The 14,733-nt window shown below is 57.1% G+C and carries 13 protein-coding genes and 6 tRNA genes; 17 read left to right on the top strand and 2 right to left on the bottom strand.

The genetic code is table 11. The features are described from left to right. Positions 1-46: 46 nt before the first annotated feature. From secA to B195_RS06135, 4 genes are all read left to right on the top strand, one after another. Positions 47-2,800, top strand: coding sequence for a preprotein translocase subunit SecA (gene secA, locus B195_RS06120; protein WP_003442600.1), 2,754 nt, complete (start codon positions 47-49; stop codon positions 2,798-2,800). 116 nt (positions 2,801-2,916) lie between these two features. Then, the gene (gene argJ, locus B195_RS06125; protein ID WP_003442593.1) at positions 2,917-4,134 is read left to right on the top strand and encodes a bifunctional glutamate N-acetyltransferase/amino-acid acetyltransferase ArgJ; all 1,218 of its coding nucleotides are present in this window, start codon (positions 2,917-2,919) and stop codon (positions 4,132-4,134) included. A 49-nt stretch (positions 4,135-4,183) separates the two neighbouring features. Further along, positions 4,184-4,816, top strand: coding sequence for a glutathione S-transferase (locus B195_RS06130; RefSeq protein ID WP_003442582.1), 633 nt, complete (start codon positions 4,184-4,186; stop codon positions 4,814-4,816). Further along, entirely contained in the window at positions 4,813-5,757 is a 945-nt protein-coding gene (locus tag B195_RS06135; RefSeq protein WP_003442581.1) for a Nudix family hydrolase, read from the top strand. Before B195_RS06130 ends, B195_RS06135 begins: the two co-directional genes overlap by 4 nt. A 115-nt stretch (positions 5,758-5,872) precedes the next feature. On the opposite strand, the gene B195_RS06140 is transcribed toward B195_RS06135, so the two are convergent. Then, entirely contained in the window at positions 5,873-6,628 is a 756-nt protein-coding gene (locus B195_RS06140; protein ID WP_178092365.1) for a hypothetical protein, read from the bottom strand. Positions 6,629-6,935: 307 nt separating this feature from the next. On the opposite strand from B195_RS06140, the gene B195_RS06145 reads away from it, so the two are divergent. From B195_RS06145 to B195_RS06200, 12 genes are all read left to right on the top strand, one after another. Continuing rightward, positions 6,936-7,011: transfer RNA gene (locus B195_RS06145), tRNA-Glu, on the top strand. Between the two features lie 2 nt (positions 7,012-7,013). Further along, positions 7,014-7,089: transfer RNA gene (locus B195_RS06150), tRNA-Gly, on the top strand. Between the two features lie 103 nt (positions 7,090-7,192). After that, positions 7,193-7,268: transfer RNA gene (locus B195_RS06155), tRNA-Glu, on the top strand. 5 nt (positions 7,269-7,273) lie between these two features. Then, positions 7,274-7,349: transfer RNA gene (locus B195_RS06160), tRNA-Gly, on the top strand. Positions 7,350-7,522: 173 nt separating this feature from the next. After that, a tRNA-Glu gene (locus B195_RS06165) sits at positions 7,523-7,598 on the top strand. 5 nt (positions 7,599-7,603) lie between these two features. Next, a tRNA-Gly gene (locus tag B195_RS06170) sits at positions 7,604-7,679 on the top strand. 188 nt (positions 7,680-7,867) lie between these two features. After that, positions 7,868-8,809, top strand: coding sequence for a fatty acid desaturase (locus tag B195_RS06175; RefSeq protein WP_003442579.1), 942 nt, complete (start codon positions 7,868-7,870; stop codon positions 8,807-8,809). 18 nt (positions 8,810-8,827) lie between these two features. Continuing rightward, on the top strand, positions 8,828-9,619 hold the full coding sequence (locus B195_RS06180; protein ID WP_003442577.1) for a phosphate/phosphite/phosphonate ABC transporter substrate-binding protein: 792 nt from the start codon (positions 8,828-8,830) through the stop codon (positions 9,617-9,619). Between the two features lie 124 nt (positions 9,620-9,743). Further along, complete coding sequence (locus B195_RS06185) at positions 9,744-10,292, top strand: sigma-70 family RNA polymerase sigma factor (RefSeq protein ID WP_003442573.1); 549 nt, start codon at positions 9,744-9,746, stop codon at positions 10,290-10,292. Beyond that, positions 10,289-11,311: an ABC transporter substrate-binding protein gene (locus B195_RS06190; RefSeq protein WP_003442572.1), complete on the top strand. Its 1,023-nt coding sequence runs from the start codon at positions 10,289-10,291 to the stop codon at positions 11,309-11,311. The genes B195_RS06185 and B195_RS06190 overlap by 4 nt, the downstream gene beginning before the upstream one ends. A 26-nt stretch (positions 11,312-11,337) precedes the next feature. Continuing rightward, positions 11,338-12,189: a proline/glycine betaine ABC transporter permease gene (locus B195_RS06195; protein ID WP_003442571.1), complete on the top strand. Its 852-nt coding sequence runs from the start codon at positions 11,338-11,340 to the stop codon at positions 12,187-12,189. After that, a complete protein-coding gene (locus B195_RS06200; protein ID WP_003442570.1) occupies positions 12,186-13,019 on the top strand; it encodes a glycine betaine/L-proline ABC transporter ATP-binding protein in 834 nt (277 codons plus the stop codon). The genes B195_RS06195 and B195_RS06200 overlap by 4 nt, the downstream gene beginning before the upstream one ends. On the opposite strand, the gene B195_RS06205 is transcribed toward B195_RS06200, so the two are convergent. After that, complete coding sequence (locus tag B195_RS06205) at positions 13,012-13,638, bottom strand: hypothetical protein (protein ID WP_003442569.1); 627 nt, start codon at positions 13,636-13,638, stop codon at positions 13,012-13,014. The two genes, B195_RS06200 and B195_RS06205, sit on opposite strands and share 8 nt — an antisense overlap. An 87-nt stretch (positions 13,639-13,725) precedes the next feature. On the opposite strand from B195_RS06205, the gene B195_RS06210 reads away from it, so the two are divergent. After that, positions 13,726-14,652, top strand: coding sequence for a LysR family transcriptional regulator (locus B195_RS06210; protein WP_003442568.1), 927 nt, complete (start codon positions 13,726-13,728; stop codon positions 14,650-14,652). Positions 14,653-14,733 lie beyond the last annotated feature (81 nt).

A 14,733-nucleotide genomic window follows, 5' to 3' on the forward strand; every position in this document is an offset into this window, starting at 1 on the left:
CTCTCGGGGCCGCCCTCCATCCCTATGTGTGGAAGATCCTGCCGATATGTTTGCGCCTTTGTTAAAGAAACTTTTTGGAAGCAAGAACGAGCGCGAAGTCAAACGCATGCTCAAGACAGTACAGGTCGTCAATTCCTTCGAAGAGCAGATGGTTGCCCTGACCGATGAGCAATTGCGCGCCAAGACCGAAGAGTTCAAGGCCCGCATAGCCAAAGGTGAGACCCTCGACCAGTTGTTGCCAGAAGCCTTTGCGGTGTGCCGCGAAGCGGGTAAGCGGGTCATGGGCATGCGCCACTTTGATGTCCAGCTGATCGGCGGCATGACCTTGCACGAAGGCATGATCGCAGAAATGCGCACCGGTGAAGGCAAGACCCTGGTAGCAACCCTGGGTGTTTATCTCAACGCATTGTCGGGCAAGGGCGTACACGTTGTAACCGTGAACGACTACCTGGCTCGTCGAGATGCCAACTGGATGCGTCCGCTCTATGAATTCCTGGGCCTGACGGTCGGTGTTGTCACGCCGTTCCAGCCGCCTCAGGAAAAGCGTGAAGCCTATGCTGCCGACATCACTTACGGCACCAACAACGAATTCGGTTTCGATTACCTGCGCGACAACATGGCTTTCAGCATGGAAGAGAAATTCCAGCGCGAGCTCAATTTTGCCGTAATCGACGAAGTCGACTCGATCCTGATCGACGAAGCCCGTACTCCGCTGATCATCTCCGGCCAGGCCGAAGACAGCTCCAAGCTGTACACCGAAATCAACAAGCTGATCCCGCGCCTTGAGTGGCATGTCGAGGAAGTCGAGGGCGAAGTGACCAAAGCCGGTCATTTCACTATCGATGAAAAGACCCGTCAGGTTGAGTTGAACGAAGCCGGTCACCAGTTCGTTGAAGACATGCTGACCCAGATCGGTCTGCTGGCAGAGGGCGAGAGCCTGTACTCCGCACACAATCTGGGCCTGCTGACCCACGTCTATGCCGCATTGCGCGCCCACAAGCTGTTCAACCGCAACGTTGAATACATTGTTGAAGACGGTCAGGTATTGCTGGTCGACGAACACACCGGCCGTACCATGCCGGGCCGTCGTCTGTCCGAAGGCTTGCACCAGGCTATCGAGGCCAAAGAAGGCCTGAACATTCAGGCTGAAAGCCAGACCCTGGCATCGACCACCTTCCAGAACTACTTCCGTCTGTATAACAAGCTGTCCGGCATGACCGGTACGGCTGATACCGAAGCGTTCGAATTCCACCAGATCTACGGTCTGTCGGTGATGGTCATTCCGCCGAACAAGCCCCTGGCACGTAAAGACTTCAACGACCTGGTGTTCCTCACCGCTGACGAGAAGTACGCGGCGATTGTGGCTGACATCAAGGACTGCATGGCCAAGGGCCGTCCGGTGCTGGTAGGTACGGCCACCATCGAAACCTCCGAGCACATGTCCAACCTGTTGAAGCAGGAAGGTATCGAGCACAAGGTTCTGAACGCCAAGTTCCACGAAAAAGAAGCTGAAATCATTGCCCAGGCCGGTAGTCCTGGGGCACTGACCATCGCTACCAACATGGCCGGTCGTGGTACTGACATCCTGTTGGGCGGCAACTGGGAAGTGGAAGTGGCTTCCCTTGAGAACCCGACTCCGGAGCAGATCGCACAGATCAAGGCCGACTGGCAGAAACGTCACCAGCAAGTGCTGGAATCGGGCGGCCTGCATGTGATCGCTTCCGAGCGTCATGAGTCGCGCCGTATCGACAACCAATTGCGCGGTCGTGCCGGTCGTCAGGGTGATGCGGGTTCCAGCCGTTTCTACCTGTCCCTTGAAGACAGCCTGATGCGCATCTTCGCCTCTGACCGGGTGAAGAACTTCATGAAGGCCCTGGGCATGCAGTCCGGCGAAGCGATTGAGCACCGTATGGTGACCAACGCGATCGAAAAGGCGCAGCGCAAGGTTGAGGGCCGCAACTTCGACATCCGCAAGCAATTGCTGGAGTTCGATGACGTCAACAACGAACAGCGTAAAGTGATTTATCACATGCGTAACACGTTGCTTGCTGCGGACAATATCGGTGAAACCATCGCCGACTTCCGCAAGGACGTTCTTGAAAGCACTGTCAGCGCGCATATTCCACCGCAGTCGTTGCCGGAACAATGGGACGTCAAAGGTCTGGAGTCGGCTATCGAAACCGGTTTCGGGGTGAAGCTGCCGATCCAGCAATGGCTCGATGAAGACGACCACCTGTACGAAGAAACCCTGCGTGAGAAGCTGCTGAACGAGTTGCTGGCGGCTTATAACGAGAAAGAAGAGCAGGCGAGCCCGGAAGCGCTGCGCACCTTCGAGAAACAAATTGTGCTGCGTGTACTGGATGACTTGTGGAAAGACCACCTGTCGACCATGGATCACCTGCGCCACGGTATCCATTTGCGCGGCTATGCGCAGAAGAACCCGAAGCAGGAGTACAAGCGCGAGTCGTTCAACCTGTTCTCCGAGCTGCTTGATTCGATCAAGCGCGATTCGATCCGTGTGCTGTCCCATGTACAGGTTCGTCGCGAAGACCCGGAAGCAGAAGAGGCTCGTCTGCGTCAGGAAGCGGAAGACCTGGCTTCGCGCATGCAGTTCCAGCATGCCGAAGCACCGGGCCTCGATCAGCCCGAAGCGCTGGCTGAAGTGCTGCAGGGTGCCGATGTTGAAGACGTCGTACCGGCTACCGAGCCTGTTCGTAATGAGCCGAAGCTGGGTCGCAATGAGCTGTGCTACTGCGGCTCGGGCAAGAAATACAAGCATTGCCACGGGCAAATCAATTAAAACCCGTTCCAACTGCTGAAGTACCTGCGCCGCGACCGGCATTAGCCGTCGCGGCGTTTTACCATTGAATTTGCGTGCTTTCGCGGCGGCGCACAGAACTTATTTAGGAGCGCGTCATGGCTGTTGGTCTTGGTCCTTTGCCTACTTTGCACCCGGTTGCCGGTTTTGAACTGGGTATTGCTTCTGCCGGTATCAAGCGTGTGGGGCGCAAGGATGTCGTGGTAATGCGCTGCGCCGAAGGCTCCAGCGTTGCAGGCGTATTCACTTTGAATGCGTTTTGCGCTGCGCCGGTGATCCTGGCCAAGCAACGTTTTCAGGGCGCGATCCGCTACCTGCTGACCAACACCGGCAATGCCAATGCGGGCACCGGTACCCCGGGTCTGATCGCGGCTGCCCGTACCTGCGACAAGCTCGCTGAACTGGCAGGGGTTGATGCCAATTCGGTTCTGCCGTATTCCACGGGGGTAATCGGTGAGCCGCTGCCGGTCGAGAAAATCGAAGGCGCACTGCAAGCCGCGCTGGACGACCTTTCCGAGGACAACTGGGCACAAGCGGCCACCGGTATCATGACTACTGACACTTTGCCCAAAGGTGCCAGCCGCCAGTTCGAGCACGAGGGTGTAACCATCACCGTCACCGGTATCAGCAAAGGCGCGGGGATGATTCGTCCCAACATGGCCACCATGCTCGGGTACATCGCGACCGACGCCAAGGTTTCCCGTGAAGTGCTGCAAAACCTGCTGCTTGACGGCGCCAACAAGTCGTTCAACCGCATCACCATCGATGGTGATACGTCGACCAACGATTGCTGCATGTTGATTGCTACCGGCAAAGCCGACCTGCCTGAGATCACCGAAGCCAACGGCCCGCTGTTCGCTGCCCTGAAGCAGGCAGTGTTAGAGGTCTGCATGGAAGTGGCGCAAGCCATTGTGCGTGACGGTGAAGGTGCAACCAAGTTCGTCACTGTTGAAGTGAATGGCGGCGCTAACCATCAGGAATGCCTGGACGTGGGTTACACCGTTGCCCATTCGCCACTGATCAAAACGGCACTCTTTGCATCTGATCCGAACTGGGGTCGCATCCTGGCCGCTGTAGGCCGTGCTGGCGTACCTGATCTGGACGTGAGCAAAATCGACGTGTACCTGGGTGAGGTATGTATCGCCAGCGGTGGTGCGCGTTCGGTCAGTTATACCGAAGAGCAGGGCTCGGCAGTGATGGCCCGGGAAGAAATCACCATTCGTATCGAACTGGGTCGCGGTGTGTGCAGTGAAACCATCTGGACCACCGACCTGTCCCACGAGTACGTGAAAATCAACGCCGAATACCGCACTTAAATCCGGTTCTGCAACAAGTACCCTGTATTCGTCAAAAGGACGGCCCACCATGAGCTTGCATCTGATCATTGGCGACAAGTTGTACTCATCCTGGTCCTTGCGTGCCGCTCTGGCGCTGGAACTTGCAGGTGTTTCGTATAGCGAACAGATGATCAAGCTGGGTCAGCCCGATACCCGGGCTTTGATCCTGCAGTACTCGGCAACGGGCAAAGTACCCTTGTTGCAGACCGAACACGGCACCATTGCCGATTCTCTGGCAATTGCCGAATACCTGAATGAGCAATTCCCGGCCGCTCAATTGTGGCCGGCAGATATCGCCGCGCGGGCCCAGGCCCGATCGGCATGTGCGCAAATGCACAGCGGCTTTTTTGGCTTGCGGGCAAACTTGCCCTTTGATTTGAGCCACGATCAGGCGTTGGCGTCCATGCCTGCCGAAGCTCGGGCCGATATCGAAAGAATCAGTGCGTTGTGGGCAGAGTGCCGCGCACTGGCAATCGAAAGCGGGCCGTATCTGTTCGGGCCTCCGAGCCTGGTGGACGCTTTTTTCGCACCGGTGGCAGTCCGTCTTCATACCTATCGTGTAGCTCTGTCGGCTGAAGATGCCGCCTATGTTGAAGCCATTTACCAATGGCCCGCGTTCAAAGCCTGGCAACAGGCCGGATTAGAGGAAGTACAAGGGTGAAACGAGTTCATGTGGCTGCGGCCGTTATTCGAGGTACAGACGGTAAAATCCTGATCGCACGTCGTGCAGATTCCCAGCATCAAGGCGGGCTTTGGGAGTTTCCTGGCGGCAAGGTTGAGGCTGGTGAGTCGGTTGAGGCTGCTCTGGGTCGTGAACTGCAAGAAGAGTTGGGGATCAGGGTTGAATCGGCTCGACCCTTGATCAAGGTGCAGCATGATTACCCTGACAAACAGGTCTTGCTGGATGTCTGGGAAGTCTCGGCCTTTGCAGGTGAGCCACATGGGGTAGAAGGCCAGCCAGTGGCCTGGGTCTCTGCGCGCGAATTGGCTGATTACCAGTTTCCAGCGGCTAACGAGCCGATCGTGGCCGCTGCCCGCTTGTCTGATCAGTACCTGATTACTCCGGACGGGCTGGAAACGCCGGAACTGCTACGGGGGCTGAAGAAGGCCGTTGCTGGCGGCATCAAACTGGTTCAGCTGCGAGCCCCCAATGGTTATGACCCCAAGTACCGTGATCTGGCTGTAGATGCTACGGGGTTGTGTGCAGGCAAGGCGCAACTGATGCTCAAGGGGCCACTGGAGTGGCTGGGGGATTTTCCTTCGGCGGGCTGGCATTTAACTGCTGCGCAACTGCGCAAGTACGCGTCCAAGGGGCGGCCTCTGGCGAAAGATCGCTGGCTGGCAGCCTCATGTCACAACGCAGAAGAGTTGGCGTTGGCTGAGCAAATGGATGTGGATTTCGTGACCCTGTCACCGGTTCTGCCCACTCAGACCCACCCTGATGCGCAACCTTTGGGTTGGGAGCAGGCTCAGCAACTGGTTGCCGGCTTCAGCAAGCCGGTATTTTTGCTGGGCGGCCTGGGGCCGGATGATCTTCAACAGGCATGGGCGATTGGTGCGCAAGGTGTTGCCGGGATTCGCGCACTCTGGCCTGAGGCTTGATACGCAATCTGCAGGGGTTCTGGCAGTCGAGTGATTGCGCCCTGATTTAAAACGCTGTGCCTGAATAACCAAACCCGGCGCCTGCCGGGTTTTGCTATGCAGGGCGCGTCGGCCTTCAGTCGTAAATGGCTTTTTTCTTCCAGTCGCCGTCGGTCTCATCTGTTCTGAGTCCCTCGGTCAGTTCATTGACCTCGTCCGTGGACGGCTCAAGCCCGTTCTGCAACATTGCGTTGGCGCGGGCCAGCTGAGCTTCAAACGCCTTGAGCTGGGCGCTGTACTGCGCGTCAGGCTGTTTACGCAGGTATTGCACGCCACGCTCAAAGGCCAGGCGCGCCTGGCCCGGCTGATTCTGCTGCAGGGCCAGCTGGCCAAGGTTGTTGAAAAATTCGATATGCAAGATCACCAGCAGGTGACGGATTTCTTTGAGCCACTGCTTGGCTTCGTTGGTCGCCAGCACTCGATCCTTGGTGGCACGGGTGATCTGGCCGTGCAGTGTTTCCAGCTGGAAACGCACATCCTTGGCTTTGGCTTCGGTGAGAATCGGGCGCGGAGGGTTGTTGACCGGTATCGACTCGCCTTGCGCGAGCAGGGCATTGAGCTCGGCAACCCGGGCTTTCAATGCAGCACTGGATTTGTTCAGGAGTAACAGTCGCTGGGTGGCGTTGAGCTCGAGCCGAGTCAGTAGAAGTTTCAGGGCAGGGGACATCATTTGCCCTGGAAACGTTTCGTTCACTTCACTCAGGCGACGGATGCGGTCGTTGAGCTCGACCTTGAGGCGGGCCTTTTCCAGGTTTTTGTTTTCCACCACATGGTTCATGTAACCGATGGCGATCAGAAGTGCGATCCCGCCTATGACAAGCAGGGCGATCATGGAAGGAGTCAACGTTAGAACCTCTTCAGGGTGGTCTGCCGGCTCTATAAAAAGAAGCTGGGAATCGATAGGTACAAATTGCCATCACCTAATGCTGTCAATCATAACGCCTTGGGAGATGACGGAATATAGACGTCAGGAGTTCGGCGACATACTGCGCATGAAAAAGCCTAAAGGAGAGGGAAGTCATTGATTTCAATATATTTTAAGAATGGGGTTGACGACTTCCCAATCCATCCCTAGAATGCGCGCCAATTGCAGCGTAAAGCGAACAGCCAAACGCATGTAACCAGTGAAGTTGTAGCGTGTCCCCTTCGTCTAGTGGCCTAGGACACCGCCCTTTCACGGCGGTAACAGGGGTTCGAGTCCCCTAGGGGACGCCATTGCGGGAATAGCTCAGTTGGTAGAGCACGACCTTGCCAAGGTCGGGGTCGCGAGTTCGAGTCTCGTTTCCCGCTCCATTTTTAAGCAATCACGCTCTCGGGCGGGGTTGAGTGAAAGCCAAAGCATTAACTTCGGTAAATGCGGTTGGCACTGAAATATACAGTGTATGTTTCGGGCAACGTCCCCTTCGTCTAGTGGCCTAGGACACCGCCCTTTCACGGCGGTAACAGGGGTTCGAGTCCCCTAGGGGACGCCATTATTGCGGGAATAGCTCAGTTGGTAGAGCACGACCTTGCCAAGGTCGGGGTCGCGAGTTCGAGTCTCGTTTCCCGCTCCAAATTTTGTTTTTTGGAGCTACGCATAGTCCAGGAAACATGAAAAATCAGCCATTGGCTGTTTTTTTTTGCTTCACCCAGCAACTTTGTTTCGACAAGGTTGAGTGAAAAGTCAGAGCGTTAACTGCGGTTAATGCGGCTGACACTGAAATGTACAGTGTACGTTTCGGGCAACGTCCCCTTCGTCTAGTGGCCTAGGACACCGCCCTTTCACGGCGGTAACAGGGGTTCGAGTCCCCTAGGGGACGCCATTATTGCGGGAATAGCTCAGTTGGTAGAGCACGACCTTGCCAAGGTCGGGGTCGCGAGTTCGAGTCTCGTTTCCCGCTCCAAATTTTGTTTTTTGGAGCTACGCAGTTGCAAAAAACACCAGAAAGCAGCCTTCGGGCTGCTTTTTGCGTTTCAGCGTTTTAATCCCCCCGGTACCCCCGCCAAACGCTCTAAGCCCATAACCAAACGATCTGCAAGAAAAGTACGACTCGCGCCACAGATGGATTCAAACCTGTGTTGAGTTCCGCAGATGTCGCATTATTTCGATAGCGCCCAGCGCCGGGACATCCTGGCCTTGACCCGCACATTCACCGGCCGTACCCAATGGCCCACATGGTTGTTGTTGATTGCCGTGCCCGGCGCATGGTTTGCCTTGCTGCTCGGCAGTTCGCTGATTGGCAGTTGGTGGGCCAGCGGATTGCTGATTCCGGTTGTAGTGTTGTGGATGTCGCTGCAGCACGAGTTGCTGCACGGTCATCCCACCCGCGTTGAGTGGTTCAACAAGCTGCTGGGCTATGCCCCTTTTGCCGTGTGGTATCCATACACCCTGTACCGCGACAGCCATTTGTTGCATCACCGCGACCATGACCTGACTGTGCCGGGGGTTGATCCGGAAAGCCGCTATTTGAGCCAGGCGCGCTGGCAAGGCAGCTCTAGAATGCTGCGCGGCGTGCACTGGTTGAACAAAACCGTGCTTGGACGACTGCTGCTGGGGGCGCCTCTGTCGTTGGCCGGCCTGGCTGGACAAGAACTGCAGCGCTTGCTCAGTGGTGATGCCCGAGCCTGGCGCATGTGGCTGACCCACGGTTGTCTGACGCTGCTGATGTTTGCTTTTATTGCCCGCTACAGTGAAGTGACAGTTTGCCAGTATGTATTTTTTGTCAGCGTGCCGGCGCTGTCGGTGGGCGCCATTCGCTCCTTTTATGAACATCGGCCCGCTGTACGTCCCGAGCAGCGCACGGTGCTTAACGAAGCGGGCTGGCCCTGGACCTGGCTGTTCCTGAATCTGAACCTGCATCTGGTGCACCATGATCTGCCTGGTGTGCCATGGTTCTACTTGCCCGCAATCTATCAGGCGCGGCGTGCCCAATGGCAACAACGCAGTGGCGGCTTTCTGGTACGGGGGTATGGCGAATTGATTCGTGGTCACGGCCTGCAGCCGATTGATAGCCCGCAGCACCCGTTCAATTGAACCCACAGGGAGCACCCGATGCCGGGACGTTATGCAGAACTCGTGATGTACGTTGCGCCGCAACCGGTGAAGGTTGCCAGTGAGCAGTGGCTGACTCGAATTGTGGAGCTACTGGATGTACCTCGTCGTGATGGCCGGGGGCTGGAGTTGCTTGAGTTGTTCAGGTCCCCGGATCTGTTGCTGACCCAGACCTGTGGTTACCCGCTGATGACCCTGTTGCGCGGTCAGGTGCAGCTGGTGGGTCGCCCGCGCTATGAACTGAATGACAGCAGCGCGGGCAACCACTGCAGTTTGATCCTCAGCCGCGCCACCGACCCGCGTACCGATCTGGCTGACTTCAAGGGCAGTCGCGGGGTGATCAACGACCTGCACTCCAACAGCGGCATGAACCTGTTTCGTCACCGTCTGGCGCCGTTGCAGCAGGGTGGACGATTCTTTGCCAGCGTGGCCATCAGCGGTGCCCATCAACAAAGCCTGCGCCATGTGCGTGAAGGATGGGCTGACCTGGCTTGCATCGACAGTGTCACCTTTGACTGTCTGGCCCGTTACGCCCCGGCAGAGGTCGCGGGCTTACGCACTGTGGCGCGTACCGCAAACAGCCCCACCTTGCCTTACATCACCGCGCTCGGCACCGGGCGCGGTGGTGCAGAGCAGATTCGCCGGGCAATGAATCAGGCTTTGCAGCAATTGCCGCAGGTCAGGGCTGTATTGGGTGTGCAGGAGGTATTGCCGGTCAGCGAAGTGGATTATCAACCTGTGCTCGATCTTCAGCGAGTCGCCACCGAATGTGGGTATGCAGTACTGGCTTAGATGTTTTTTAGTCAAATAACGAATAACTAAATGTGTTTTTAGTATTTAAATTGAATAAAGGCCTTTGATAGGATCGCCGCACCGGATCACCGGACATACCGTTTTTACTTCTTTTGGAGCCTTTATGTCCGGCGCCGACACCTCTCACCGAGACTATGTGGGACTGCTTTATCGCACCCATCATGGCTGGCTGCAGGCGCGTTTGCGCCGCTACCCCGGTTCCAGCAGCTACGCTGAAGACATTGCGGCCGAAACCTTTACCCAGCTTTTGAGCGTCGGGCAGGGGATGTCGATCCGCGAACCCCGTGCCCTTTTGACCACCATTGCCCGACGCTTGATTTACCAGCGCTGGCGCCGCCGAGACGTGGAGCAGGCGTATCTGATGAAGATGCAGCATGAACTTGCGCTTTGTTCGCCATCACCCGAGGCGCTGGCCCAGGCTCATCAAGCCTTGCAGATGATTGACGCGCTGCTCGACGGTTTGCCGCAAAAGGTTCGGAACACTTTTCTGCTCTCAAGGGTCAATGGTCTTACGTATCCAGAAATAGCGGCGCAGTTGGGTATTTCCCGGCGCTCTGTCAGCGATTACATGAGCCTTGCCCTTGGCCGCTGCTTGATAAGCGACGCTGCACTGCCGAAACAAAGCCCCTTCATAACAAGAGACTCGCTATGAACAACCTTAAACAATGGCTCGGCGGCACGCTGCTGGCACTGGGGATCGCAACGCAACCGGTATTGGCCGCGCCTGCGGCTGCACCCGTGCACTTCGGTGATATCACTTGGGAAAGCGGCAGCCTGATCACTGAAGTACTGCGTTTAATTACCGAAAAAGGCTACGGCGTTGCGACGGATACCTTGCCCGGCAGTACCGTCAGCCTCGAAGCGGCGCTGGCCAAAAATGACATCCAGGTGATTGGCGAAGAATGGGCAGGGCGCAGCCCGGTGTGGGTCAAGGCCGAGGCTGAAGGCAAGGTGTTCGGTCTGGGTGACATCGTCAAAAACGCCAGTGAGGGTTGGTGGGTGCCGGAGTACGTGGTCAAGGGCGACCCTGAAAAAGGCATCAAGGCCGTGGCCCCCGACTTGAAGTCGGTAAAGGATCTGGCGCGCTATAAAGAAGTATTCCGCGATCAGGAAGACCCGAGCCGCGGGCGTTTTCTCAATAGTCCGACCGGCTGGACCTCTGAAATTGTAAACAGTCAAAAGCTCAAGGCTTATGGCCTGGACAAGGATTTTGTAAATTTCCGCACCGGCTCGGGCGCTGCGCTGGACGCAGAAGTCAGTTCTTCGATTCGCCGTGGCAAGCCCGTGTTGTTTTACTACTGGTCGCCAACCCCGCTGATCGGGCGCTATAAGCTGATCAAGCTGGAAGAACCGGCGTTTGATGCCGAGGCCTGGAAAACCCTGGCTGATGCCAGCAACCCCAACCCCAAAGGTACGAGCTCATTACCGGCAAAACTGGCCATTGGCGTATCGGCCCCCTTTAAAGCTCAATACCCGCAGTTAGTGGAGTTCTATGAAAAAGTCGATTTCCCTATCGACCTGTTGAACACCACCCTGGCCCGGATGAGCGAAAAACGTACCGAGCCACGCAAGGCGGCAGAAGCCTTTTTACGTGAACAGCCGCAGATCTGGCATGCCTGGGTCACCCCCGATGCCGCGGCCAAGGTCGATGCGGCCCTCAAAGCCGATTAACGCTTTCAATCAAGCAAGAGCACGGCATGTTCCCTGAAAATTTGACGTTTTCCATCGCCGGTTGGGTCAATGATGGAGTTGATGCACTGGTGAGCAATTACGGGGATGTGTTCCGGCACATCTCCGACACTTTGCTTTGGGCCATTATCAACCTCGAAACCCTGCTGCGCCTGACACCCTGGTGGTTGATGCTGGCCATTGTCGGTGCCATAGGCTGGCACGCCACACGTAAAATCCTCAGTACCCTGTTGATTGTCGGCCTGTTGTTTTTAGTGGGGGCGGTCGGCCTGTGGGACAAACTCATGCAAACCCTGGCATTGATGATGGTGGCCACGGTTATTTCGGTGTTGCTGGGGATTCCGCTGGGGATTCTGGCGGCCCGCAGCAATCGCTTGCGTGCGGTGATGATGCCGTTGCTGGACATCATGCAAACCATGCCCAGTTTTGTGTACCTGATTCCGGTGCTGATGCTGTTCGGCCTGGGCAAGGTTCCGGCGATCTTTGCCACGGTGATCTATGCCGTGCCGCCACTGATCCGTCTGACTGATCTGGGCTTGCGCCAGGTCGACCGGGAGGTGATGGAAGCGATCAACGCTTTTGGTGCCAATCCATGGCAGCAACTGTTCGGTGTGCAATTGCCGCTGGCCATGCCCAGCATCATGGCCGGGATTAACCAGACCACCATGATGGCGCTGTCGATGGTAGTCATCGCCTCAATGATCGGTGCCCGGGGGCTGGGTGAGGATGTGCTGGTGGGTATTCAGACACTCAACGTCGGCAAAGGCCTTGAAGCGGGGCTGGCGATTGTGATTCTGGCCGTGGTTATCGACCGGATCACCCAGGCCTATGGCCGTACTCGGCACGGGGAGCAAAAATGACCCCGGTGGCCCTCGACAAGATCGAAGTACGCAACGTTTTCAAGGTGTTTGGCAGCCGCGAAAAAGAAGTCATGACCCTGCTGCGGGAGGGCCTGAAAAAGGAACAGGTACTGGCGCAAACCGGTTGTGTGGTGGGGGTCAATGATCTGTCCTTGTCGATTCGCGCGGGTGAGGTGTTCGTCATCATGGGGTTGTCCGGCTCGGGCAAGTCGACGCTGGTGCGCCACCTCAACCGTCTGATCGACCCCACCAGCGGCCAGATCCTGGTGGATGGTGAAAACATCCTGGATTACGACATGCCTGCCTTGCGCCAGTTTCGACGGCACAAAATCAGCATGGTGTTTCAGGGCTTTGGCTTGCTGCCCCATCGCAACGTGCTGGAAAACGTGGCCTACGGCCTCAAGGTGCGCGGCGAGAGTAAAGGTCAGTGCAATGAGCGGGCGCGGCACTGGATATCGATGGTAGGGCTGCAGGGCTATGAACAGGCTTACGTGCAGCAACTGTCGGGAGGCATGCGCCAGCGAGTAGGGCTGGCGCGGGCTCTGGCGACTGACACCGACATTATTCTGATGGATGAAGCCTTCAGCGCGCTGGACCCGTTAATCCGTGCAGAAATGCAGGATCAGCTGTTGGAGCTACAGCGAACCCTGGAAAAAACCATTGTTTTTATCACCCACGACCTGGATGAAGCGCTGCGTATTGGTAATCGCATCGCCATGCTCAAGGACGGGCAGCTGATTCAGGTGGGGACGCCGCAGGAAATCCTGCTGAGCCCCGCGGACGATTACGTGGAGCGTTTTGTACAACGTCACCGGGCCAGGCTTATTTGACCTCATAGCGCACGGACAGCACGCCCTTTTTCTGGCCAACCGACAGCACGCTGACGGCATGTAACGCGGCCAATGAGCGGACATGGGTGCCGCCACAGGGATAACCCGGCAAGTCGCCAAAGCGGATAACCCGTTGCCCGGAGTCGTGCTGCATGTGCCTTGGCAAGTCGGCTCTGATCCATTGCTCAAGATGCTGTTCGATGGTTTCGGGCTCCAGCTCTTGCGGATTATCGCCGGGGGTGAAGCTTACCCGGCATTCGCCCGGCCAGTGGTGGGCCTTGGCGGGAATCCAGCCTGCCTGCTCACCCAGCACGCCAATCAAGTGCCCGGCCGAGTGCAGGCGCGCATTTAGATGGCGGCGTGTCGCGTCAACTTCTGCCCGTGTCGGGCCTGGCAAAACCGGCTGTTTGAGGTAATGCACGATGGCGTCCTGTTCTTGCAGTACTTTCACCACTTCACTGTCTGCAATCCAGCCAGTATCAGATGGCTGCCCGCCGCCCTGAGGGTGGAAGGGCGTGGCATTGAGGACCACTGCAAAGCCGTCTTCGTGGGGCGTACAGCGCAGAACCTCGACCTCTGCGGTCAGTGCGTCATCGGTAAAAAACAGGCGTTGGGTCATGGTTCTATCCTGGAGGGTTTCTTTTTCCAGTATAGGGGCGGCCCTTGAGTGTGATAATCCATCCAAATTTCAATGGACCTGTGCGTTGTGAGCATAAATCTCCCGCTGTCGTTATTGGCTGAAATGGTGATTTTCGTAAAGGTGGTCGAGGCCGGAAGTTTTTCCGCAGCTTCGCGTCAGCTTTCAATGTCGCCTTCAGCGGTCAGTCGCAGTATTTCGCGGCTGGAAAAAGCTCTGGCCATCCGTTTGCTGCAACGGACTACGCGCAAGTTGCGCCTCAGCGATGCCGGAGAAGAGGTTTTCAAGCGCTGCCTTGAGGTAACGGGCGCGGCGCAGTCGGTGATGGATTTAAGCGGGCGCTTTACCCTGGAGGCCGAAGGGCTGATCCGGGTCAGCGTGCCCAAAGCCGTGGGGCGCTATGTGATACACCCGCATATGCCCGAGTTCTTACGGCGCTATCCCGGGGTTGATGTGCAATTAATTCTTGAAGATCGCTATGTCGACCTGATCGATGACAACGTTGACCTGAGCATCCGCATTACCGATCAGCCGCCACCGGGCCTGGTGGGACGCCAGCTGTTTGTGATTGAGCATTTGCTGTGTGCCACGCCGGGTTATCTGGCAGAGCACGGGGTGCCGCAACAGCCCGAGGACCTGCGTGATCACAGCTGTATTTATCTGGGGGAGACCCCGGCGGATGCGCGCTGGAAGTTCAGGCAGGGCGCCAAGTCAGTGACAGTCGGGGTACGTGGCCGTTATGCGGCCAACCACACGGGCGTAAGGCTGGACGCGGTGTTGCAGCATATCGGGATTGGCAGTCTGCCGTACTTCACGGCGTGTCAGGCGCTGGAGCAGGGGCTGATTGTGCAAGTGCTGCCGGCGTGGAATTTTATCGCCTCCTACCACGGAGCTGCGTGGTTGTTGCATGCCCCTTCGCGCTATATGCCACCCAAATTGCGGGTGTTTATCGATTATCTGGTGGAGCGTCTGGGGCAAGAACCGCTGCGGCCCTGACAGTGGCATGGGGGGCATCAGTACCGGAGGCACAAAAAAGCCCGCCAGGTAAACCGGGCGGGCTTTTAGAATCGGGCGCCT

This window comes from Pseudomonas sp. Lz4W, assembly GCF_000346225.2.
Classification (GTDB): domain Bacteria; phylum Pseudomonadota; class Gammaproteobacteria; order Pseudomonadales; family Pseudomonadaceae; genus Aquipseudomonas; species Aquipseudomonas paraversuta.